22 protein-coding genes and 3 riboswitches are annotated in these 22,534 nt (G+C 42.3%); of the genes, 4 read left to right on the top strand and 18 right to left on the bottom strand.

Features of this window, described 5'->3' with window-relative positions; translation table 11 throughout:
• Position 1: 1 nt before the first annotated feature.
• The 12 genes from sufC to N0M92_RS11055 form a co-directional block, all read right to left on the bottom strand.
• Positions 2-787 carry a Fe-S cluster assembly ATPase SufC gene (gene sufC / locus N0M92_RS11000; RefSeq protein WP_034310141.1) on the bottom strand — a complete coding sequence of 262 codons (786 nt, stop codon included), beginning with the start codon at positions 785-787 and terminating at the stop codon, positions 2-4.
• Positions 788-1,542: 755 nt separating this feature from the next.
• Positions 1,543-2,379 carry a MetQ/NlpA family ABC transporter substrate-binding protein gene (locus N0M92_RS11005; protein ID WP_260285732.1) on the bottom strand — a complete coding sequence of 279 codons (837 nt, stop codon included), beginning with the start codon at positions 2,377-2,379 and terminating at the stop codon, positions 1,543-1,545.
• 15 nt (positions 2,380-2,394) lie between these two features.
• The gene (locus N0M92_RS11010) at positions 2,395-3,063 is read right to left on the bottom strand and encodes a methionine ABC transporter permease (protein ID WP_260285733.1); all 669 of its coding nucleotides are present in this window, start codon (positions 3,061-3,063) and stop codon (positions 2,395-2,397) included.
• Positions 3,056-4,090, bottom strand: a complete 1,035-nt coding sequence (locus N0M92_RS11015; RefSeq protein ID WP_260285735.1) for a methionine ABC transporter ATP-binding protein — start codon at positions 4,088-4,090, stop codon at positions 3,056-3,058. The genes N0M92_RS11010 and N0M92_RS11015 overlap by 8 nt, the downstream gene beginning before the upstream one ends.
• 153 nt (positions 4,091-4,243) lie before the next feature.
• A riboswitch (SAM riboswitch) is annotated at positions 4,244-4,356 on the bottom strand.
• Between the two features lie 117 nt (positions 4,357-4,473).
• Complete coding sequence (locus N0M92_RS11020; protein ID WP_260285736.1) at positions 4,474-5,784, bottom strand: O-acetylhomoserine aminocarboxypropyltransferase/cysteine synthase family protein; 1,311 nt, start codon at positions 5,782-5,784, stop codon at positions 4,474-4,476.
• Between the two features lie 99 nt (positions 5,785-5,883).
• Positions 5,884-5,990: riboswitch (SAM riboswitch) on the bottom strand.
• Positions 5,991-6,136: 146 nt separating this feature from the next.
• A complete protein-coding gene (locus N0M92_RS11025) occupies positions 6,137-6,445 on the bottom strand; it encodes a thioredoxin family protein (RefSeq protein ID WP_260285763.1) in 309 nt (102 codons plus the stop codon).
• Between the two features lie 3 nt (positions 6,446-6,448).
• The gene (locus tag N0M92_RS11030; RefSeq protein ID WP_048688210.1) at positions 6,449-6,814 is read right to left on the bottom strand and encodes a toprim domain-containing protein; all 366 of its coding nucleotides are present in this window, start codon (positions 6,812-6,814) and stop codon (positions 6,449-6,451) included.
• A 92-nt stretch (positions 6,815-6,906) separates the two neighbouring features.
• A complete protein-coding gene (gene gcvH / locus N0M92_RS11035; RefSeq protein ID WP_260285737.1) occupies positions 6,907-7,290 on the bottom strand; it encodes a glycine cleavage system protein GcvH in 384 nt (127 codons plus the stop codon).
• A 95-nt stretch (positions 7,291-7,385) separates the two neighbouring features.
• Entirely contained in the window at positions 7,386-7,742 is a 357-nt protein-coding gene (locus tag N0M92_RS11040; RefSeq protein ID WP_192206978.1) for an arsenate reductase family protein, read from the bottom strand.
• A gap of 141 nt (positions 7,743-7,883) precedes the next feature.
• Positions 7,884-9,671 carry an acyl-CoA dehydrogenase family protein gene (locus N0M92_RS11045; protein WP_260285738.1) on the bottom strand — a complete coding sequence of 596 codons (1,788 nt, stop codon included), beginning with the start codon at positions 9,669-9,671 and terminating at the stop codon, positions 7,884-7,886.
• Positions 9,672-9,738: 67 nt separating this feature from the next.
• On the bottom strand, positions 9,739-10,917 hold the full coding sequence (locus N0M92_RS11050; protein WP_260285739.1) for an acetyl-CoA C-acetyltransferase: 1,179 nt from the start codon (positions 10,915-10,917) through the stop codon (positions 9,739-9,741).
• Positions 10,918-10,987: 70 nt separating this feature from the next.
• Complete coding sequence (locus tag N0M92_RS11055) at positions 10,988-13,372, bottom strand: 3-hydroxyacyl-CoA dehydrogenase/enoyl-CoA hydratase family protein (protein WP_260285740.1); 2,385 nt, start codon at positions 13,370-13,372, stop codon at positions 10,988-10,990.
• A 209-nt stretch (positions 13,373-13,581) separates the two neighbouring features.
• Here N0M92_RS11055 and N0M92_RS11060 point away from each other — a divergent pair, with 209 nt between their 5' ends.
• Positions 13,582-13,716: a YuzL family protein gene (locus N0M92_RS11060; protein ID WP_072273724.1), complete on the top strand. Its 135-nt coding sequence runs from the start codon at positions 13,582-13,584 to the stop codon at positions 13,714-13,716.
• Between the two features lie 48 nt (positions 13,717-13,764).
• Here N0M92_RS11060 and N0M92_RS11065 read toward each other — a convergent pair whose 3' ends face one another.
• A complete protein-coding gene (locus N0M92_RS11065) occupies positions 13,765-14,682 on the bottom strand; it encodes a proline dehydrogenase (protein ID WP_260285741.1) in 918 nt (305 codons plus the stop codon).
• A 149-nt stretch (positions 14,683-14,831) separates the two neighbouring features.
• Here N0M92_RS11065 and N0M92_RS11070 point away from each other — a divergent pair, with 149 nt between their 5' ends.
• Both N0M92_RS11070 and N0M92_RS11075 read left to right on the top strand, forming a co-directional pair.
• On the top strand, positions 14,832-15,110 hold the full coding sequence (locus N0M92_RS11070; RefSeq protein WP_192206987.1) for a hypothetical protein: 279 nt from the start codon (positions 14,832-14,834) through the stop codon (positions 15,108-15,110).
• Between the two features lie 13 nt (positions 15,111-15,123).
• Complete coding sequence (locus N0M92_RS11075) at positions 15,124-15,459, top strand: spore coat protein (RefSeq protein WP_192206989.1); 336 nt, start codon at positions 15,124-15,126, stop codon at positions 15,457-15,459.
• Positions 15,460-15,540: 81 nt separating this feature from the next.
• Here the strand turns inward: N0M92_RS11075 and rodA are convergent, their stop codons facing one another.
• The 5 genes from rodA to N0M92_RS11100 all read right to left on the bottom strand — a co-directional run bounded on the left by rodA (position 15,541) and on the right by N0M92_RS11100 (position 20,366).
• The gene (rodA, locus tag N0M92_RS11080) at positions 15,541-16,713 is read right to left on the bottom strand and encodes a rod shape-determining protein RodA (protein ID WP_260285742.1); all 1,173 of its coding nucleotides are present in this window, start codon (positions 16,711-16,713) and stop codon (positions 15,541-15,543) included.
• A 149-nt stretch (positions 16,714-16,862) separates the two neighbouring features.
• Positions 16,863-17,744 carry a metal ABC transporter permease gene (locus N0M92_RS11085; RefSeq protein ID WP_311202540.1) on the bottom strand — a complete coding sequence of 294 codons (882 nt, stop codon included), beginning with the start codon at positions 17,742-17,744 and terminating at the stop codon, positions 16,863-16,865.
• Positions 17,741-18,667, bottom strand: coding sequence for a metal ABC transporter permease (locus tag N0M92_RS11090; RefSeq protein ID WP_260285743.1), 927 nt, complete (start codon positions 18,665-18,667; stop codon positions 17,741-17,743). The genes N0M92_RS11085 and N0M92_RS11090 overlap by 4 nt, the downstream gene beginning before the upstream one ends.
• Positions 18,668-18,674: 7 nt before the next feature.
• Entirely contained in the window at positions 18,675-19,430 is a 756-nt protein-coding gene (locus tag N0M92_RS11095) for a metal ABC transporter ATP-binding protein (RefSeq protein WP_260285744.1), read from the bottom strand.
• A gap of 12 nt (positions 19,431-19,442) precedes the next feature.
• Positions 19,443-20,366 carry a metal ABC transporter solute-binding protein, Zn/Mn family gene (locus N0M92_RS11100; RefSeq protein ID WP_260285745.1) on the bottom strand — a complete coding sequence of 308 codons (924 nt, stop codon included), beginning with the start codon at positions 20,364-20,366 and terminating at the stop codon, positions 19,443-19,445.
• 685 nt (positions 20,367-21,051) lie between these two features.
• Between N0M92_RS11100 and N0M92_RS11105 the strand changes: the two genes are divergently transcribed.
• Positions 21,052-22,014: a LacI family DNA-binding transcriptional regulator gene (locus tag N0M92_RS11105; RefSeq protein WP_260285746.1), complete on the top strand. Its 963-nt coding sequence runs from the start codon at positions 21,052-21,054 to the stop codon at positions 22,012-22,014.
• Between the two features lie 255 nt (positions 22,015-22,269).
• Positions 22,270-22,455: riboswitch (Lysine riboswitch) on the top strand.
• Positions 22,456-22,534 lie beyond the last annotated feature (79 nt).

The following is a 22,534-nucleotide window of genomic DNA, read 5'->3' on the forward strand; positions in this document are numbered from 1 at the left end:
CTTACGCTTCTTCGCCAACAGTTTCGTCTTCAATGCCCAATTCTTGTTTAATCCAGTCATAACCTTCCGCTTCCAAGCGGGCAGCAAGTTCAGGACCGCCTGATTTAACGACACGTCCTTGCATCATAACATGTACAAAATCAGGAGTGATGTAATTTAATAGACGTTGGTAGTGAGTGATGATCAAGCATCCAAAGTCTTCTCCGCGCATTTCGTTGATTCCTTTTGAAACGACTTTAAGTGCATCGATATCTAGACCTGAATCAATTTCATCCAAGATTGCAATTTTAGGTTGGATCATCATTAATTGAAGAATCTCGTTACGTTTTTTCTCTCCGCCTGAGAATCCTTCATTCAAATAGCGTTGCGCCATATCTTCATCCATTTCAAGGAACTCCATTTTTTGGTCCATTTGACGGATGAATTTCATCAATGAAATCTCATCGCCTTCTTCACGGCGTGCATTAATGGAAGAACGCAAGAAGTCAGCATTTGTAACACCGCTGATTTCACTTGGATATTGCATAGCTAGGAATAGGCCGACACGAGCGCGCTCGTCTACTTCCATTTCCAATACATCTTCGCCATCGAATGTGATGCTTCCGCTAGTCACTTCATATTTAGGGTGACCCATGATCGCTGATGATAAAGTGGATTTACCAGTTCCATTTGGTCCCATGATCGCATGGATTTCTCCACCTTTGACTTCAAGGTTTACCCCTTTTAAAATCTCTTTGCCTTCAATTGATACGTGAAGATCTTTAACCGTTAATGTAGAAGCTGACATAATAATACCTCCGTGAACTAATTCCAATTTTATTACCAGAAAGTAAGGATTACTTTCTATACTGTAATTTTACGTAAAAGCATTCTCACTTTATTCTCATTCCAATTTTATAACAAATCCAATTTGGAATCAACTAAATAGATAGGGGTTTTCACTTCCGCCATGTTTAAAACCCGTCCTATTCTTACAATACTAACAGATATGGCCTGTTTACTGCATATCTATACTTATTTTAGTTTTTGTTAAAATTATCTTATTATTCAGCAAATCTTCATCCTTATTAATATATGCTCAAAGAATTCGATTGCAAGGTATGAACGTTCCGCTTTAAAAAGAAAAAATCGGACTGTCAGGCACTATGTAAGTTTATCCAATAAGGCAACCCTTATTTATGGACCACTTTCCATTTTACCTCTACAGACCGATCTTTTAAAGAACTCTTTTATATGCTTATCCGTGAATTTTGCGTTGTAGGTTCTGGACCATTTTATTGCACTTTACATGTTCCCTATCCCGTTCTTTCTCAACCTCGATACGGAGGTCTAAGTTTCTACTGTACTCACTGTAGCCAATCCCATGTGAAGACTGCATCGCCTTTTCCATTTCGCTTGTTACATTTAAATCCAGAGTATTGATAGTGAACCATCCTTTCAAATTTGTGTATCATTTTAATGCCTTCATTACCTCTATACCCTTCACTTTCATTATTAAACATAAAAAAACGGCCTGAATTAAATCAGGCCGCCATTCTTGAATTATTTATCCGCCGGTACAACCGCACCTTTGTATTCCTTAAGGATGAAATCTTGAATTTTTTTAGAATGCAACACTTCTACAAGCGCTTTGATCTCTTCTTTATTTTCATCGCCTTTGTTTACAGCGATGACATTCACATAAGGTGATTCGGAATCTTCAATCGCAATTGAATCTTTCAATGGGTCCAAGCCAGCGTCGATTGCATAGTTAGAATTGATCAAAACTGCATCGCCTTCGCCGCTTTCATAGATTTTTGGAAGTAATGCCGCTTCATATTCAGCGTCGAATTTAAGGTTTTTCTTATTTTCAATGATGTCTTTCGTTGTAGCTGTCGTTTTATCGACGCCCTCTTTCAACTTGATGAGGCCATTCTTTTCCAACAGTGATAAAGCACGCCCATGGTCAGCGACAGAGCTGCTTAAAATGATCGTTGCTCCATCAGGAAGTTTATCGATGCTTTTATATTTTTGTGAATATAAACCGATAGGCTCGATGTGAATCCCGCCCGCATTGACGAAATCATATCCATTCTCTTTAATTGCCGACTCTAAGAAAGGTATGTGTTGAAAATAGTTGGCATCCAATTCCTTATCATTCAACGCCTTATTCGGTAAAACATAGTCCTGGAATGTTTCGATTTCCAAATCGATTCCTTTTTCTTTAAGAAGCGGCTTAGCTTCTTCAAGGATTTCAGCATGCGGAACATTGGATGCCCCTACAACCAATTTCTTCGATTCTTTTTCCGTATCGCTGCCGCTTTTATCCTTTTCACTTCCACAAGCAGCTAAAGCGATAGATAACACTAAAATTAATGCAAAGCCTAAAAACTTTTTCATCCTATTCATCTCCCTTTATCTTTTATCCAATTTAGATGTAATCACATCTCCAATAATTTGAATTATGAAGACGATAATTAGAATAACGATAGTCGCCACAAGCGTAACGTCATTATGATTTCTTTGATAGCCGTCCAAAAAGGCTAGATTACCAAGTCCGCCTGCGCCGATGACCCCGGCCATTGCGGTATATCCAACCAATGCAATCGATGTTACCGTAATCCCGGAAATAAGGGCAGGCATCGACTCTGGAAGAAGGACCTTCCAAATGATCGTGCTCGTTTTTGCCCCCATGGATTTAGCGGCTTCAATTACACCTTTATCGATTTCACGAAGGCCGATTTCAACCATACGCGCATAAAATGGGGCGGAACCGATAATAAGTGCCGGCAGTGCAGCGTTCTCTCCGATCATGGATCCGACAAGTGCTTTAGTGAAAGGAATGAGCAGCACGATCAAAATAAGAAAGGGAATGGAACGGAATATATTAACGACTGCACTCATGACCCCGTTGACTACCCGGTTTTCCCACATATTACCCTTCCCTGTCAGGAACAGGATCAATCCTAATATTATGCCTATAAAAAAGGTTGCCACTACAGAGACGCTTGTCATGTAAAGCGTTTCTTTCGTTGCTTCAATAATGTCTTCCCAATCAACATTCGGCAATAATTCTTCAAGCATGAGTAATCACCTCCACGCCTACCTGCTGTGCTTTAATGAATTCGATTGCGCGGAGCATTTCATCCTCAGTGCCATCAAGATGGATAAACAATGTTCCATATGAACCGCTTCTTGTTTGGGATATCTTACCTTGAACGATATTGACATCCAACTCGAAGTTACGTACAAGCTTGGTGATCAACGGGCTTTCTGCATGATCACCTACAAAGGTCAATTGAATCACTTTGCCTGCAGGATAACGTTCGAGCAAATGGTCCATCGTTTCTTTCGTTTCTTCTGGTTCAGTTACCTGCTGCACGAAACGCTTTGTCATTTGTTCTTTAGGATTCTTGAAAACATCCAGGACAGGACCCTGTTCAACAACTTGCCCGTTTTCCATCACGGCGACGCGATGACAGATTTTACGTATTACATGCATTTCATGTGTTATCAAGACGATCGTCAATCCTAGGCGCTGATTGATGTCAACAAGCAATTCGAGTATGGAGTCGGTAGTCTGTGGATCCAAGGCAGATGTCGCTTCATCACACAGCAGCACTTTAGGGTCATTTGCCAGAGCCCTCGCTATGCCCACCCTTTGCTTTTGCCCTCCGCTTAATTGTGAAGGATAGGCCTTTTCCCTGCCTTCCAGTCCGACTAACTTGATCAATTCGTTCACACGCTTGGTCCGTTCCGCTTTAGAAACACCAGCAATTTCCAATGGGAAAGAAATATTATCCTGAACGGTCCTTGACCATAATAGATTGAAATGTTGGAAAATCATGCTGATTTCTTGACGGGCCTTACGGAGCTGAGCCCCTTTAATTTTTGAAATCTCCTTCTCAGCCACCACAACGGATCCCTCTGTAGGAGTTTCCAATCCATTGAGCATTCTGATCAAAGTACTTTTCCCCGCTCCACTGTAACCGATGATACCGAAAATCTCGCCTTTATTTATTTCAACATTCACATTATTTACAGCCTTGATCGTCTCACTGTTTCCTTTTCCTGTTCGGAACAGCTTACTGACTTTCGTCAATGTAATCATTAATCCTCACCTCTTTTATCCAATAAAACCTATGAACTTAGTTGATTTCTTTACATTATTAGTCTGTTTCTCATATCATGCACATGTTTTCCCCATTAAAACTGAAAAAACCTTTCTGCATGAGCAGAAAGGCAGGTGAAGAAACAGGCCTTTCTCTCATCTTCCAAAGTAATTAAACTTTGTGTGAATTGGCACCTTTCCAAGGAAATCTCCTTGTCGGTTGCCGGGTTTCATCGGGCACATCCCTCCACCTCTCTTGATAAGAGCTAATATATAGAATATTTGTACATCATTAAGTTCTTTAGTATGGAGAAATTTTATCATAGATAAAAAAGGAGCGCAATGTATATTATTTCTAGTTCAAGGATGAACAGGAACTTTGCTTAAAGCGTTTTGGAAGTCAAGGAGACGATATTCGTCGCTTTTTCAATTGCCTGCTCTAAATCTTCTATTAAGTCGTCTACATTTTCAATCCCAATTGATAAACGGACTTGATCGGCACTTACACCCGCTTTCGCAAGACCCGCCTCATTCAATTGTTGATGGGTCGTACTGGCTGGGTGGATGATCAAGCTCTTCGCATCCCCTACATTCGCCACATGGGACCATAATTCCACCGAATTGATAAGTTTTGCCCCAGCTTCGCGATTACCTTGTATTCCAAAAGTCACGACAGATCCAGCTCCCTTAGGCAAATATTTATCCGCAAGGGCCTTATCGGGATGATCCTCATCACCAGGATGCGAAACCCAAGTCACGGCAGGATGGTTTTTTAAATATTCAATGACAGACTTGGTGTTTGATAGATGCTCTTTCATCCTTACATGCAGCGTTTCAAGTCCAAGCGTAAACTGGAATGCACTTTGGGCACTTAGCGCAGGGCCTAAATCACGAAGTAACTGGACTCGGGCTTTCGTTATGAATGCGGCAGGTCCAACTGCCTCGGCGTATACAAGACCGTCGTAACTTGGGTCAGGCTCCGTGAAGCCAGGGTAGTTTGGCGAGTTCCAATCGAACTTCCCTCCATCCACGATGACACCGCCTAGTGTCGTTCCATTTCCCAGAAGCCATTTTGTAGCGGAATGGATGACGATGTCCGCGCCAAAATCAATTGGTCTGCAAAGATATGGTGTTGCAAAGGTATTATCGATGATTAAAGGTATGCCGGCTTCATGGGCGATTTTCGCTACCGCTTCAATATCAAGCACCCTCAAACTTGGATTACCGATCGTTTCGGCAAAAATGGCTTTAGTTCTTGGCGTAATCGCCCTTTTGAAATTTTCAGGATCATCGGGAGAAACGAACTTCACTTTGATCCCATATTTAGGAAGAGTATTTTCAAAAAGGTTATACGTACCGCCATATAATGTAGAGGCTGAAACAATCTCATCACCTGCAGCGGCAATGTTCAGGATTGAAAGTGAGATGGCAGCCATTCCGCTTGCTGTTGCCAATCCGCCGATGCCACCTTCCAATAAGGCCATTCTTTCCTCAAAAACGCTGACCGTGGGATTATGAAGCCGTGTATATATATATCCATTCTCCTTTAGGCCAAATAAATTCGCTGCATGGTCGGTGTCTTTGAACAAGTATGCATTGCTTTGGTAGATAGGAACTGCACGGGCACCTGTTTCATCAGTTTGCAGACCGCCATGAACACTCAATGTTTCGAAACGCAAGTTTTTCCCTGACATATGGTTTCACCTTTTTCTATGGATTTAGTTGGAATTATATGATATCTGGCCTTTTATAAACAAAAAAACCACTTCAACAAGAAGAGGTCTCAAGAACACACCTCATCTACCAGAGCCAACACTCTGCTGGAATTAGCACCGTATATAAAATTTATACCGGTTGCCGGGCTTCGTCGGGCCAGTCCCTCCGCCACTCTTGATAAGAACTATTAAATTTTCCCATTACTTAATTCAAAATATATCATTTTAGAATAAATCAGTCAACGAATTGTTAGAATATTCTTTGTTTAATTTCATTCTCGCATTCAAATGTCCGCAACAAAGAAACCAACCACTTGTTCTGATTGGTTTCTTAGTTGATTTCCTTAAGCAATCCGTACAAATAAGGAACGGATTGAAAGGCATATATTTTCTTGTGCAGCTTTCCTTTTTTGAAAAGCAATAAACAGGGCACACTTTCGATTTCATATGATTCGGCAATTGCTTGGACATAGTTCATATTCATTTTGCCTGCCTTCAATTCCGGGAACAGCTCCAAGGAAATCGTCAGCATCTTGGAGGCAACCTGACAAGTGCCGCATAAAGGCGTATATAAATATAAGCAAAAGGTTTCCCCATTTTCAACAGCAAGCTTACACTCTTCTTCTTTCCATTCCTGCATCAATTAGTCGTTCACCCTTTGACTTAAAAATTTCATTTTCACATTCATATTGGCAGATAGTAGCACAGTTGCGATATGATGTTCGGGTGAGCTTTCCACTTCTTTGTACATTTTATTAATATACAGGTGGTTCGCTTCCGGCATTTCCCTTCGGAACTGCTTCCTCAGCTTTTCTCCTGATTCATCTGCGTCAAAAAGGAGATAAACATCGCGATCCATCAATTCATCCACTAATTCATCCAGCTTAGTCAATGATATGGTCCCATTTGTACATCTTATTTCCACATCTTCATTTAAAACGGAGGCAACTTTTCTTCTATCGGAACTGCCTTCTACAATGATCACTTTATCGAATTCGCCCCACTCCATGTCATCACTCCATCTCATGAATTATGTGCGCAACTGCCGCTGTATAAAATGAAAAAGAGAGCAGGCCTATTCAGTCCCCCCTCTCCTTCTTTTTAACCGTTGATTAAACTCTCATACTCTTCAGCGCTCATCAAGTTTTCAATATCACTGCTATTAGATGGTTCAAGCACGACCATCCATGCCTTTTCATAAGGAGACTCATTTACATATTCAGGGTTGTCACTTAAATCTTCGTTTACTTCAACAACCTTGCCACTGATAGGTGCATAAAGCTCAGAAACGGTCTTAACGGATTCAACACTTCCAAATGGTTCGTTCGCTTTCAATTCATCGCCGATTTCCGGAAGCTCAACGAATACGATGTCCCCAAGCTCGGACTGTGCGAAAGCGGTAATCCCAATGCGCACTTTTCCATCTTCCGTTTTGACCCATTCATGTTCTTTAGTGTAACGAAGTTCTTTTGGTGTTGTCGTCATTATTAACCCTCCATATGTACATCTTATTTTATCTATTTCATTATAAGGTAGATAGTGTGTTTAAGTAAGGAATTAACCAAATATTTTGTGAAATTTCAGTTCCAAACCTGTTCGAATTGCTCTTCTTTGAAACCTACCGTCACTTTAGTGCCATCTGTAACAATCGGCCTTTTCAGAAGCATGCCATCCGTGGACAATATATCAAGCATCTCTGCTTCAGAAGCTTCTTTCAGCTTATCCTTTAATCCCAGCTCCCGATATTTTTGACCGCTAGTATTGAAGAACTTCTTCAATTCCAAATTGCTGATTTTATATAGTTTTTCTATTTCTGTTCGCGAAGGCGGATTTTCAGCAATATGGATCGCTTCATATTGCAGTTCATGATTATCCAGCCACTTCTTCGCGTTACGGCATGTGCCGCATTTTGGGTACCAATATAATGTTAAGCCCATCATTTCACCACCTATCAATAGAATACCCGTTTTCAGCACGCAATACAACGAAATGTCTTTTGAATTTCCGTTGCGATTTCATCAAAGGAAATAAAGGGAATGCCTTTACGGGCATTCCCTTTACAGATTCTGATTCATTGCTTATAGAGCATATTTTTCCGCTTCGATCACCTTTACGGAGGCTTCACGTTTTTTCGCAATGACATTGATCGGATTGTGTCTTGTCAGCTTGCGGAGCGACGAAAGCATGATTCGAAGAGTATCGCCTGTTTCCACCGCAATTAACGTTTCTTTTGCATGCTGTTCTATTTCATTGAAAGCTTCCTGAACGAAGATTTCAGTGTAAAGCACTTTTTGTTTGTTCTTCTCCAGGCCTGTAGCTGCAATAGCTTTCTCCGTACGCAATACCACGGATTCGGCTGCATAGGCAAGGGATACGATATCGGCAATGTTTGAGAGGATTTCTTGTTCTTGATCAAGAGTTTTGCCGTATTTCTGTGCCGCTAGGCCAGCAGCCAAAATACCGATTTTCTTAGCGTTCCTAACAAGCATCTTTTCTTGTGCCAGTGGCTCATCGCCAGGCTCTTCCGGCATCATCATCATTAATTCCTCTTGCAGGCCTTGGGCTTTTTGAAGAAGCGGCAATTCCCCTTTAAGTGCTTTCTTCAGGAAAGTTCCCGGGACAAGCAATCGGTTGATTTCATTTGTACCTTCAAAGATCCGGTTAATACGGGAATCGCGATATGCTTTTTCAATTTCATACTCCTGCATGAAACCATAACCGCCATGAAGCTGTACGCCTTCGTCCGTAACATAATCCAATACTTCGGAAGCGAAGAATTTATTCAATGAACACTCAATGGCATATTCAGCAACTGCGGCCGCCATTGATTTCCCATCTTTCACTTGCTCATCCGTCAATTTGCTTTGTCTTTGATCATAAAGGCCAACGGTGCGATATACAGAGCTTTCTGCTGCATAAATTTTAGCAGCCATTGTTGCAAGTTTTTCTTTCGTCAAGTTAAAATCGGAAATTTTCGTTTTGAACTGTTGACGTTGATTCGTATAAGCAGCTGTAATCTCAAGGGCACGTTTAGATCCGCCGACCGCACCAACGCCTAATTTATAGCGGCCGATATTCAGGATATTGAAAGCGATGACATGCCCTTTTCCGGCTACACCCAAAAGGTTTTCGACTGGTACATGTACGTCTTCAAGTATTAATGTACGTGTTGATGAGCTTTTGATTCCCATTTTCTTTTCTTCAGCGCCAGTTGATACGCCTTTATAATCACGCTCAACAATGAAAGCCGAGAATTGTTCGCCGTCGATTTTGGCGTATACACAGAAGACATCTGCAAAACCTGCATTTGTAATCCATTGTTTTTCACCGTTTAAAATATAGTGTGTTCCTTCCGAATTCAATTTCGCCGTCGTTTTTGCTCCTAAGGCATCTGAACCTGAGCTTGGTTCCGTTAAGGCATACGCAGCAATCTTCTCACCTGATGCCAGTAAAGGGAGATATTTTTTCTTTTGTTCTTCATTCCCGAATAATACGATCGGCAAAGATCCGATACCTACATGTGCACCATGTGTAATTCCGAACCCGCCTGCAAGCGCCATTTTTTCCGTGATCAATGCCGAACTGATTTTATCAAGACCCAATCCGCCGTATTCCTCAGGAACATCAGCACCAAGTAAACCGATTTCTCCTGCATGCTTCAGTAATTTAACGGAACGGTCAAATTCATGGTTTTCTAAATGTTCAACCTGCGGCAGAATTTCATTCACTACGAAATCTTCCGCAGTCTTGGCGATCATTTTATGCTCATCAGAATAATCTTCCGGTGTAAACACTTGATCATACGTAATATCTTCTACTAAAAAGGCTCCGCCTTTAATGAGGTTACCTGTAGTTTGATTTGACATGTTATTTCCTCCTAAGTATTTAAGATGGTAAGCCCGCCGGAAGCATGAGATTCCGGGAGGCGTGGGATTACGCCAATAATTCAAATACTCCAGCAGCACCCATTCCGCCGCCGATGCACATTGTCACGACCCCGAACTGTTGGTTTCTGCGCTTCATTTCATGAAGCAGGCTTAATGTCAATTTTGCTCCCGAACATCCTAGTGGATGGCCTAAAGCGATGGCTCCGCCATTTACATTGACAATCTCTTCATTCAATCCGAGCTCACGAATGATTTGGATGGATTGGGAAGCAAAGGCTTCATTCAATTCAAATAAACCAATATCCGATAACTCAAGACCTGCCAGTTTCAAAGCCTTAGGAATGGCTGCAATCGGTCCGATGCCCATAATTTCAGGCGGTACTCCTGCTACAGCAAAGGAAAGGAACTTACCCATCGGTTTCATCCCTAATGAAGAAGCCTTTTCCCTATCCATGACCATTACCGCGGCTGCACCATCACTCGTTTGTGATGAATTCCCTGCTGTTACGGATCCTGTAACAGAGAATGCAGGTCTCAGTTTTTTCAACACTTCAGCAGTCGTGCCTGGACGAACGCCCTCATCCTGTGTAAAAGCAAATGACTTTTCCTTTAATTTAAGATCTGGTCCCACTGAACGGAGGGTCACTTCAACCGGTACGATCTCATCGGAAAACTTTCCTTCCGCAATGGCCTTAGCAGCCTTTTGATGACTTCTAACAGAAAATGCATCTTGATCTTCACGGGAAATGCCGTATTTTTTCGCAACGGCTTCAGCAGTGTGACCCATGCCCATATAATATTCCGGTGCCGTTTCCGCAAGTCTCGCGTTCGGACGTGTTACATGGCCCATCATAGGCAAAAGGCTCATGGACTCCGCTCCGCCTGCAATGACTGTATCACTTTGGCCGAGCATGATTCTTTCCGCTCCATAAGCGATACTTTGCAACCCGCTTGAACAGTAACGATTAATCGTTATGGCCGGTACTGAATAAGACAATCCTGCCAATGCCCCAATGTTACGCGCCATGTTCAATCCTTGCTCCGCTTCAGGCATTGCACAACCGATAATCAGGTCATCTATGGTGCCTTCATAATTCCCTGCCCGCTTTAACGTTTCCTTTACAACAAGAGCCCCTAAATCATCAGGACGTACACTAGCAAGAGAACCTTTTTTCGCTCTTCCTACCGGAGTCCTTGCTCCAGCTACTATTACCGCTTCTTTCATGAGGATCCCCCTTACTCATTTTTAAGCTATCGATCTATTAATCTTCGTTTTTTGCCATATCATCTATTCATCAATTACGGAGCGGTTTACCTTTAACAAGCATGTGCTGCATCCTTGCCTGGGATTTCGGAGTCGAAATCAGTTTTAGGAATGCCTGCTTTTCTAGGTTCAAGATATACTGTTCATCTACTTCTGTGCCAAATGGGAGTTTTCCTCCTGCCAGGACGTATGCAAGCTCTTTGGCTATGATAAGGTCATGATCTGATAAGAATCCCGAAAGGCGCATGGATTCCGCCCCTAATAGGAGTGTGGCATATCCAGTTTCACCTACGACAGGAATCTTTGTGCGGGCTGGAGCGGTATAACCTTGTTCATGCATGGAAAGTACCGCCTGTTTCGCATCATATAGCTGATGATCCGCATTCACGCTTATTCCATCAGCTATATTAAGGAAATTATTCTCTCTCGCTTCCTCGGCTGATGTCGAAACTTTTGCCATGGCGACCGCTTCAAATACTTGGTTGGCCACTTTCTGTAAGTCGAAGTCGACGCCCTTCGGCATATTCTTCAACGTCTTCACATAAAGTTCTTTAGTCCCGCCGCCACCTGGGATCAACCCTACGCCAGCTTCCACTAATCCCATATATGTTTCAGTCGTTGCCTGGATGCGCGCTGCCGGAAGTGACACTTCAGCACCCCCGCCAAGTGTCATATTAAACGGCGCAACCACTACGGGAACTGCACTGTACTTAATTTTTAGCATCGCCTTTTGGAATTGGCTGATGACCATATCGAGTTCAAGAATATTGTCATCCTGCGCTTCCATCAGCATCATTGCAATATTGGCGCCTACACAGAAATTCTTTCCTTGGTTTCCGATGACCAGGCCTTTAAAATTCGCTTCCGCTTCGTCGACCGCCGCATTGATCATTTGTATGATATCCAGACCAATTGCATTATTCGGTGAAGTGAATTCAAGAAGAGCCACTCCATCGCCAATATCCATCAAGCTTGCACCACTGTTTTTCTTGATTACGCCTTTTTGCTTCTTGATCGCTTTAAGATTGATCACTTTAGGATTTTCGACAATTTCTTTATATTCACCATCATCATAATAGTGAACAATGCCATTTTCTTCTTTATAGAAAGAAGTGAAGCCTTTAGCGAGCATATCCTTCACCCATTGCGGAACGGCGATGCCTTCCGCTTCCATTCGGGCTACCGATTTTTCTATCCCTATCGCATCCCAGGTTTCAAAGGGACCTGTGGACCATCCGAAGCCCCATTTCATCGCTTGATCGATCGCCACGATGTCATCCGCGATATCCCCAAGCAGCTGGGCAGAATACACAAGTGCCGGATTCAGAACATTCCAAAGTAATTGGCCGGCACGGTCTTCGCTATAAACAAGCGCTTTCATTTTATTTTCCAAGCCCTTGGCCTGTTTAGCCATTTCGATGGAAGGCGTTTTTAATCGTTTTCGTGCATCATATTCAAGGGTTTCGGGATTCAGTTCAAGGATTTCCTTGCCTTTTTTCAAGAAAAAACCTTGGCCTGACTTGCTTCCAAGCCACCCATTTTTAAGCATTTCATTCATGAAATCAGGTATTTTGAAAACCTCTTTTTCTTCTCCATCAACCTGGTCATATACGTTTCTGGCAACATGTGCAAAGGTATCCAATCCAACTACATCAAGTGTCCGGAAAGTAGCGCTAGTAGCCCTCCCAATCAACGGTCCTGTAACCGAATCGACCTCACCAACACTGTATCCGCCTTTTTGCATTTCACGCAAAGTGACCAATAATCCATAAGTTCCAATGCGGTTTGCGATGAAGTTAGGGGTATCCTTGGCTTCGACGACACCTTTTCCCAGTACATCTTCGCCGAATCGTTTCATGAATCCGAGCACTTCTGGTGAAGTTGCTTTAGTAGGGATGATCTCCAACAATTTAAGATAACGCGGCGGATTGAAGAAGTGGGTTCCCAGGAAGTGCTTTTGAAAATCCTCCGAACGGCCTTCTGCCATCGCTTCGATTGAAATTCCGGATGTATTCGATGAAACGATGCTTCCCGGTTTACGATGCTGATCTACCTGGGCAAACACACTTTGCTTAACCTCAAGCTTCTCAACGACCACTTCGATGATCCAATCGACATCCTTTAAACGACTTATATCATCTTCCAGGTTTCCCGCCTCGATCAACGCAATGTTTCCCTTAACCGAAAGCGGAGCCGGTTTCTGTTTTAAAAGTTTCGTAATCGCAGTTTGGCTGATGCGGTTACGGACTTGTTTATTATCTAATGTCAGTCCCTTTTTCTTTTCATCCTCAGTGAGTTCACGAGGTACAATATCCAATAGTAAAGTCGGAATGCCGATGTTAGCAAGGTGTGCAGCAATCCCTGATCCCATAACTCCTGACCCTAGAACAGCAGCCTTTCGTATTTGTCGAACCAAGTTTATATCCCCCTTACGCAATTTATTGAATGAATGCTCATTCATTTTTAATTCAAAAAAATTTTGAATATTTTTTCTTATTACTAATATAGAATATATTTGGAAATTCCGCAATGATTAAACAGGAAAAAAATATATTTTTTTCTCCGGATTCTTTAGGTTATTTCTCCTCGATTCAGCTAAAAATAACCGGGCAGGAGGTGACTTATATAATGAAGCGTAAAGATAATCCTTCTAAAGCAGCCGTGAGCGCAGCAAGCGTTAAAGGCAATGCCGGACCTGGCGCCGAACGTCAACATGGAATCAATAAAGTGAACAGCCAGAACAATCAGTTCAAAAGATAATCCTTCTTAATTTGAGCAGCCGTCTCTTTTCCGGGGCGGCTCTCGCATCTATTTCTTGAATAGGCCTTTTAAAACGAAAGCAATATTGGCCGGTCTCTCCGCAAGGCGGCGCATGAAATATCCATACCAATCCGTACCATATGGAACATACACCCTTACCTTATATCCTTCTTTAGCAAGTTCAAGCTGCTTTTCAGTACGGATGCCATATAACATTTGATATTCAAAACGATCCAGGGGAATTCCCTGATCTTTGACCAAGCCCCTCGTATAATCAATGATTTTATCATCATGTGTGGCAACGGCTGTGTAATGGCCATTTTGCATATGCTTCTTGATGATTTTCTTGAAATTCTCATCCACATCTTTTTTCTCGGGAAAGGCCACTTCCCTCGGTTCCTTATAAGCTCCTTTAACAAGTCTTAGATTCGGCTGGTATGCATCCAATTCCTCGATATCCTTCTCAGTCCGATACAGATATGCTTGGATGACAGTCCCCAATTCATTATATTCAGACTTAAGGTTTTTGAATACATCCAAAGTCGGCTGACAGCGCGGAAAATCTTCCATATCAAGCGTCACGAAAACACGATGGGCTTTAGCTTCATCTAATATCCTCCGCATGTTATTCATCACGACTCGTTCGGATACATCCAGGCCCATCGAGGTCAGCTTCAGTGATAACTGTGAATCCAGTTCATTTGTGCCGATCATGCGGATCGCTTCGATGCACTCATCTGCCATCTTCCTTGCTTCTTGTTCATCCTCAATGAATTCACCTAAATAATCAATGGTGACAGCAAGCCCTCTCCGGTTAAGATCTGCAATCACTTCACATGCCATATCCAAGGATTCCCCTGCCACGAAACGAGATGCCCCAAACCGCAGCCCGTATTTTTTTGCTGCCTTTGTCATGCTTTTATTCTTGGATAAAAAAAGGAATAGATTTTTCAAAATTCTTTCCATCTGCATTCCCCTCCCAAATCTTTTTGGAAAATAGATGCACAAGATTACTTTACCATTTAATTCATTTTTCAGATATTTAGAATCAAGAATAAAAAAATTCATGGAGGGAAAATTAAGCTCGTTTAAAGAACACGTAAGGAGGTAGAATGATGGAACAGCAAAATTCGTTTAATAGCCAACAGCAATCCACCGGCTTTATGAAACAGCCGCCGGAAATGGTTTCGGTGAAAGATAGCCTATACTTAACCGATATGCTTGCATGGAATCTTAATGCGGTTAAAAAAGCACATTTTTTTGCCACACAGTGCAAGGACCCGCAAATCATTGATGCGTTAAATCGGTGCGGACTCATGCATCAACGCCATTACGATACCATTTTGAAACATTTGAACCCGGACCAAAACCAGGTTCAACAACAATACCAGTAAAGGAGTGTTCTTGATGCCCAATGAAAACAAAGTCCAAAATCCTGAATCTCCCGTGGCAAAGACACCGCAAATGAATGACAGGGATTTTATAAATGATATGCTCACAACTGAAAAGTACTTTTGCAACTCCCTTTCCGTTGCCCTGCATGAGATGAGTAACCAAGCATTATTCCAAGACATTTTCTCCGTTTCCAAAGAAAATCAGGAAATGCAGCGAGAACTCTATAACATTATGTTCGAAAAAGGCTGGTATAGTTTAGAAAAGGCACAAGCAACAAGCTTAAACCAATCGTATCAACAATTTTCCGGTTATAAAAATCAATTTCCATCTGGAACGAACATTCAATAAGCAAACATTGAGGGGGGTGAATTCTGCTCCTTTTGTTTTTGTGCTACAAGTAAAGCCGGCCCATGGGGGCCGGCTTTAATTTTAGATATCCGTTGAAAACATATACTTCTTATAATGATACCGAATGCTGAATATTAAGCCCATGGCCATCATGTTCCCCATTAGCGAGCTTCCTCCATAACTGATGAATGGAAGCGGAATCCCGGTAATCGGCAATAGTCCTACCGTCATGCCGATATTTTGAAAGACGTGGAACGTCAACATGCTTATAACACCAACACAGATATATGTATAGAAGTTATTTTTCGTGTCCATTCCCGTTTTTGTAATATGATAAATCAACAGGAAAAACAAGGAAATAATGATGCTTGATCCGATGAAGCCGAATTCTTCACCGATGATGCTGAAAATGAAATCCGAATGGCTCTCAGGCAAATACACTTCCCTCGAACCGATTCCCTTGCCTGTGGTCTGGCCGGAGCCGATGGCCAGTAAGGACCTGGTTAAGTGATACCCTTCGGAGCTGGCATAATTATATGGATCCAGCCAAGAATAGATACGGCCGAATTGATAGGATTTTACCCCTAGATATTTTTCCAGGATCTCCGGCTTCCAAAGGACAAAGTACAGGACCGTTGAAGCGACGACAATTCCTCCCGAAACGATCGGCAGCAGGATCTTCCATGTTACCCCTGAAATGAAAATCATTCCGAGCATGATGGACAGGATGACAAGCGCGGTACCCAAATCCGGCTGTTGCATGATTAACATTAAGGGGGCACCGGTCACAAGACCGATTTTAATAAGCAGCCAGATATCCGTTTGAATCGTTTTCAGCGTGTTTTTGAGATGGTGGTTCGATATGACATTGGCTAAAGCCAAAATCAGGAAAACCTTCATGAATTCCGATGGCTGAATCGAACCGACTCCCGGAATTTTGAACCAGCTTCTTGCACCATTTATATTAGGTACGATACTATCTGGCATAATGATCAGCAAAAATAGCAAAAACAATCCGAATCCATAGGCGTACCAAGAAATTTTTTTCAGTTGGTCCGAATCCAGTGTGATGAACCCTAATACGATTCCAACCCCCACTATATACCAAAAAATTTGTTTAATTAAGAAGTTTTCAGCGTACTGTCCAGTCGTTTGGGCACTATAGATTGCTAAGCAACTTCCAACGCATAATAACAGCAATATTGTGACCAAAGAAAAATCTATTCGAGATGAAAATTTATTTTGTTCTTCCATACTTAACTCTCCCTTAAAAAGGCTCCTGCGATACATCTATAAATACACTTATTCATTATACTTTAAACAAATAAAATCACAACTATATCGAAGAATTGTTTAAAGGCTTCTTGGAGTTATTTCCATGAAGCCCGCAGGGACAAGGGGAACTATGCATGTGATTCCTTTGATTTTCCTCGTTTCAGCAATCTGCTGATCAATCCATGGCTTGAGGAAAAGAGAAAGGCCAATCCGAATAATATGGCGGCCGATCCCACCATGCAACCTGATATCGAGGCATCCAAAATGGTGGCTGAAAAGTAGCCGATGACGGAACTTAGCACCCCGACCCAGATACTGATCCATATCATGCGGCTTAAACGGTCTGACAGCAGATAAGCCGTCGCCGCGGGTATGATGAGCATTCCAACTACTAAAATGGAACCAACGCTATCAAAAGAAGCTACAGTTGTCAGTGAAATGAGGCTCATCAATAAGTAATGAAAGAACAGTACAGGAATTCCCATTGCAGCCGCTAGTGACGGATCAAATGACACGAGTTTAAACTGTTTGAAGAAAAGGAAGATCAGTATGAGGTTCAGGATAAAGCAACTGCCGACAATCCAAACAGCTTTTGGTCCAGCTTCGATTCCCGCGATTGTCATCGTGTTCCAGGGAGTATAGGCTATTTCGCCATAAAGAACATGTTCCAGGTCAAAATCTATTTGTTGCGTATACAAGCTCACGAGTACGATCCCCGTTGCAAAAAGGGAAGTGAATACAATCCCGATCGCTGCGTCAGATTGAACGCCCGACGATTGGAAAAGCTGGATCAAGAATACGGTGAGCAAGCCGAGCGCAGCTGCACCTATCAGCATCGGAACAGAGTCACGAGTCCCGGTTATTAAAAATGCCAATACGATTCCAGGCAAAACGGAATGACTGATGGCATCCCCAATCAACGTCATTTTCCTGACTATCAAAAAACATCCCAATACACTGCAAGCACCCGCCACCAATGCTCCGATTAAAATAATCCAAAAATCATTCATGATGAGTGGCTCCCTTTCCTTCTATTCTGTTCGAGAGAATATTTCTTTTTCGTCGATCCCCTTCTCCATATAGATGAAAGCACTCCTCGTTTAGGTGCAAAAAGCATGGAAAAGAAAAACCATACCGTCGCGGATAAGACAATTAACGGTCCTGTTGGCAAATTATTGACCGATGTACTGATCAACGTTCCAGACACACCGCTCAACATTCCGAATATGCCAGACAGGATGACCATGATATGAAGCCGCTCGGTCCAATACCTCGCAGAAACCGCAGGCGTGATCAGTAAAGATGCCATCAATACGACACCTACAGCCTGGATACCGATCACCACAGCTGCCACGATCAGCATCATGATGAAATAATCCAGAAAAACAACCGGCAATCCCATCCCCTTAGCAAACCCAGGGTCGAAGGACAGTAATTTGAATTCTTTAAAAAATACGGTACAAGTGAAAATGAGAATAAAGGAAACCGTCATCATCATATATACATCGGACATGACCATTGACGCCGTCTGCCCGAATAAAAAGGTATCCAATCCACTCTGGTTTCCATACTCACTCTGCTGAATCTGTGTAAGCATGACAATTCCGAAGCCAAAGAAGGAGGATAAGACGATTCCCAAGGCCGCATCCTGCTTGATCTTACTGTATCTCGTAAGCACACTGATCAAGAGGACAGCCACTAAGCCAGCCAGGGCCGCACCTATTAGAAAATAAGAAGTGGATTTCACTCCAGTTAAAATGAAGGCGACACAGATACCGGGTAACGCTGCATGTGCGAGCGTATCGCCAAGCAAAGACTGCTTTCTGAGGTAGGCAAAGTTGCCGATGACCCCGCTGCTTAATCCGAGGAACATCGTGCCAAGCAATATCCACCTTGTATTTGGAACGGTAATAATATCCAGTATATTCATCATGTACACCTCATTTTAATAAAAGGCCGGATTTCGTGTCTGATAGTATCGCTAAGCGGCCTCCATATGTTGCCTGTAAGTGTTCTGGAATGAATACTTCCTCCGTCGGACCTATTTTCATCACCTTTTTATTCAATAACATCGTCCAGTCGAAATATTCCTTCACGGTCGATAGATCATGGTGCACAACTAGAACGGTTTTGCCTTTTTCCTTCAATTCCACCAGCAATTGTATGATTGCTTTCTCTGTTGCGGCATCCACCCCTACGAACGGTTCATCCATAAAATAAATATCCGCTTCCTGTGCCAATGCACGGGCCAGGAATATCCGTTGCTGCTGTCCACCTGATAGCTGACTGATCTGGCGGTTAGCATATTCAGACATCCCTACCTTTTCCAGGCACTCCATTCCCTTCTGCCTTTCGGACTTACCTGGTCGCTTCAACCATCCGAGATGACCATATCTGCCCATCATCACGACATCGAGTGCGTTGGTCGGAAAATCCCAATCCACTGACTCCCGTTGTGGTACATAGCCGATACTCTTCCTCACCGATTTATAAGTAGAACCTCTTATTGTGATTTGCCCTGATATTTTGGGGATCAATTCGAGTATCCCCTTTATCAATGTGGACTTCCCTGCTCCATTGGGGCCAATGATCCCGATTAAATTCCCTTCCGGCACCTCAAATGAGACATCTTCGATAACAGGCTTCTTGTGATAAGCAATCGTTAAATTCTCGACCTTCAAAGCTGCTAGATTCATAGTTTCTCCCCCTTATTTCAAAGCACGGACGATTGTATCGGTATTATGACGGACCATTCCGATATACGTTCCTTCTTCCGTCCCTTTTTCACCCATGGCATCCGAGAATAATTCACCGCCGATTTCCACTTTGTGACCCTGCTTACCTGCACCTTGAATGACAGCCTCGATGGCCTTCCTTGGTACGCTTGACTCAATGAAAATCGCTTTAATTTTGTTCTTCACAAGATAGTTCCGCATATCCGTCACATCTTTTGATCCATATTCCGATAATGTATTGATCCCTTGGAGCCCTCTTACGTCCAGGCCGTATGACTGACCGTAGTACCCAAAAGCATCATGTGCTGTAACGAGCACCCGCTGATCTTTTGGTATTTTATTAATTTCGTCTTGAACATATTTATCAAGTTCTTCCAATTGCAGAACGTACTCTTCATAATTTTCGCGAAAATCTGCTCCATGATCCGGATCATTGGCAATCAATTCTTTCTCCACTGCCTCCGCCGCAACGATCCAAAGCTTTACATCAAACCATACGTGGGGATCATGTTCCGATGCACTCACTTTGCGAAGTTGGTTCTCCTTGAAGCCCTCCGTTACGGCAATCGTCGGTTTATCCTTGCTCATCATTTCAAATATATCCGTCATTTTCCCTTCAAGATGCACACCGTTATAAAAAATCATATCAGCCGAATCCAGTGTCTTAACATCACCCTGTGTCGCTTTATATAGATGGGGGTCGACTCCCGGACCCATTAAACTGGTGACCTCGACATGTTTACCGCCGATATTCTCAACCAAATCTCCAATCATTCCCGTTGTCGTAACGATATTCAGCTTACCATTGCCTTTATCACTTTCAACCGCATCATTGCCACACCCCGTTAAAATCAGCAATGCAGCAATCACGCTCCCAATGGATTTCAGAAAACCCATCCATACTCCCTCCCTTTTTCCTCTTTCTAAAATAGTTTGCCATGTGCAAAAATAAGTGTAAAAATTTTTACATTGTCGCAAACGCTAAAAAGTTTACCCTATACAACTTATTTCATACTATACACAAATATACAAAAAAAGTGCAACTATTTTTTCAAACATTTCAAAAAGGACAATAACTTTCACACACGGAAAAAACTGTAAGGAAACTCCACTGGGTAGCTTCCTTACAGTCGGTCATTTCCTTACAGTCGGTCATGCCGTACATGAAACGAACTCTGAAGTTATATTTATATTGTGGGGTTCTAATGGTGAATATAAACTATGGGGGCTTTTTCGGAACGCTGTGAAATTCACGGGTAAATGCGCTGATTTTACGAGTAAAGTGCCAAAATTCACGAGTAAACGAGGATTTTACGCATTCCATGTGCATTGCCACTCATTTCTTCAAGGAAATTGCCAAGTACGCAAATCCCAATTCGATTCCGCAAAGCACAAAAAGGGTGATTAAGGTTTGGAACATCATGGTCTCCTCCTCCTCTAAGACTTAAAACAATCTTAAAGGATGAAACCCATACCAGAACAAGACCTTATTTGAAGAAATCTTCAGCAGCCCCACACTGTTCTCTTGCCCTGAAATGGGTTTCATACTGTACAATATAAAAAAAGAAAAAACGGTGATACCATGACAAATATTAAAGAAATAGCTCAATGTGCCGGTGTATCTGTCTCAACAGTGTCCCGTGTATTGAATGATCATCCATATGTAAGCCCAGATAAAAGAAAGAGCGTCTTGGAAGCCATCGATCGTTTGAATTATACGAGAAACATAAATGCCATTCATCTTTCAAAAGGTAAAACCAATCTTATCGGCATCATCATCCCCTTCAACAATCACCCATATTACGGGGCAATCGTTAACGGAATCACTAAACAGGCAAATGCAATCGGCTGTCATATCGTCATCTTTCAAACAAACTATGACAGAGAGAAGGAAATCGAGGCTTTTAATATGCTGCAAATGAAGCAGCTCGATGGCATTATCGTTTGTTCAAGGATTTCGGAAATGAAAATCCTTTTGGAATATCAAAAATACGGACCGATCATTTTATGTGAAGATACGGCCCAGGCTGAATTCTCATCCATCAGCATTGATCATTATGCAGCTTTCTCCTGTGCCCTTGAGTACGTGATTGCTAAAGGATATAAGAAAATCGGATACAGCCTCGGCCGTAAAAAGAGCAGAAATAGTTCCCATCGTACAAAAGCCTTTACCGATATCATGAGTAAACATCAACTGGTAAACAATAAGGAATGGCTGTTTGAAGGCAGTTATCACATCAAAGACGGTGAACAATTGTTTCAGGAATGGAATTCGATGATGGATAAACCTGAAGCCATCATCATCACGAATGATGACACGGCCGCTGGCTTCATTCTTACCGCTAAGAAATCAGGTATAAGGGTCCCGGAGGATGTGGCCATTCTCGGTTTCAATAATGATAGCCTGGGTGAAATGCTCGACATCACGACCATTTCCTTGCCGTTGGAATGGATTGGGAAAATGGCGGTGGACCTATTTGAGAATCCTGAGCTGGTCAAACATGTAAAACTGGACTATGCCCTTATAAAAAGAAGGACCGTTTAATGATCTCCATGCTTTATTTTGGTATATCGCCATTTGAATTCTTCCTTGCCGCCATCATTCATTAACTAGGAAAAAATAACCACATAAAATAATCATTGCGATATTCATGAGATTATTTTATAATTTTGATATAGTAAAGTTTACTCAATTACTAGCAATCTATTAGCGATTGCATGAATTTCATGAGAACTATCGTCTGACGTCACTTACAAGCTGGCGCAACGATTTTAGAAAATTGAATACTTCCTCATTTACCGATGAGTTAGAGGCTGCAGCTTATAAAAGTAAAACGGACGAGATTCTGGAAAATTCAAGACTCCGTTTGAAAGGATAAATTGCCGAAGTAAGGGTATATTCCATGTATATTCTTGCTGGCGGTGTTACCGAACAGGAACACCACTGTCACGCTTTTTCAAAAAAGCGTGGGGAGCTATCTTCGGAAGGATAAACGGGTTTATTATAAACAGCCGTCGATCTTTTTCGACTGCTGTTTTTTATTTTTCGTTCCCTTCCAATAAAA

This window comes from Peribacillus aracenensis (assembly GCF_025175645.1).
Classification (GTDB): Bacteria; Bacillota; Bacilli; order Bacillales; family DSM-1321; genus Peribacillus; species Peribacillus aracenensis.

Coding starts and splice junctions, on each gene's coding strand:
- N0M92_RS11070 (WP_192206987.1), top strand. CDS start 14,832: ATGGAACAGCAAAATTCGTTTAATAGCCAACAGCAATCCACCGGCTTT.
- N0M92_RS11015 (WP_260285735.1), bottom strand. CDS start 4,090: ATGATTACATTGACGAAAGTCAGTAAGCTGTTCCGAACAGGAAAAGGA.
- N0M92_RS11040 (WP_192206978.1), bottom strand. CDS start 7,742: ATGGGCTTAACATTATATTGGTACCCAAAATGCGGCACATGCCGTAAC.
- N0M92_RS11090 (WP_260285743.1), bottom strand. CDS start 18,667: ATGATGAATATACTGGATATTATTACCGTTCCAAATACAAGGTGGATA.
- N0M92_RS11005 (WP_260285732.1), bottom strand. CDS start 2,379: ATGAAAAAGTTTTTAGGCTTTGCATTAATTTTAGTGTTATCTATCGCT.
- gcvH (WP_260285737.1), bottom strand. CDS start 7,290: ATGACGACAACACCAAAAGAACTTCGTTACACTAAAGAACATGAATGG.
- N0M92_RS11025 (WP_260285763.1), bottom strand. CDS start 6,445: ATGCAGGAATGGAAAGAAGAAGAGTGTAAGCTTGCTGTTGAAAATGGG.
- N0M92_RS11085 (WP_311202540.1), bottom strand. CDS start 17,744: ATGAATGATTTTTGGATTATTTTAATCGGAGCATTGGTGGCGGGTGCT.
- N0M92_RS11075 (WP_192206989.1), top strand. CDS start 15,124: ATGCCCAATGAAAACAAAGTCCAAAATCCTGAATCTCCCGTGGCAAAG.
- N0M92_RS11020 (WP_260285736.1), bottom strand. CDS start 5,784: ATGTCAGGGAAAAACTTGCGTTTCGAAACATTGAGTGTTCATGGCGGT.
- rodA (WP_260285742.1), bottom strand. CDS start 16,713: ATGGAAGAACAAAATAAATTTTCATCTCGAATAGATTTTTCTTTGGTC.
- N0M92_RS11030 (WP_048688210.1), bottom strand. CDS start 6,814: ATGGAGTGGGGCGAATTCGATAAAGTGATCATTGTAGAAGGCAGTTCC.
- N0M92_RS11010 (WP_260285733.1), bottom strand. CDS start 3,063: ATGCTTGAAGAATTATTGCCGAATGTTGATTGGGAAGACATTATTGAA.
- N0M92_RS11105 (WP_260285746.1), top strand. CDS start 21,052: ATGACAAATATTAAAGAAATAGCTCAATGTGCCGGTGTATCTGTCTCA.
- N0M92_RS11095 (WP_260285744.1), bottom strand. CDS start 19,430: ATGAATCTAGCAGCTTTGAAGGTCGAGAATTTAACGATTGCTTATCAC.
- N0M92_RS11100 (WP_260285745.1), bottom strand. CDS start 20,366: ATGGGTTTTCTGAAATCCATTGGGAGCGTGATTGCTGCATTGCTGATT.
- N0M92_RS11050 (WP_260285739.1), bottom strand. CDS start 10,917: ATGAAAGAAGCGGTAATAGTAGCTGGAGCAAGGACTCCGGTAGGAAGA.
- sufC (WP_034310141.1), bottom strand. CDS start 787: ATGTCAGCTTCTACATTAACGGTTAAAGATCTTCACGTATCAATTGAA.
- N0M92_RS11065 (WP_260285741.1), bottom strand. CDS start 14,682: ATGGAAAGAATTTTGAAAAATCTATTCCTTTTTTTATCCAAGAATAAA.
- N0M92_RS11045 (WP_260285738.1), bottom strand. CDS start 9,671: ATGTCAAATCAAACTACAGGTAACCTCATTAAAGGCGGAGCCTTTTTA.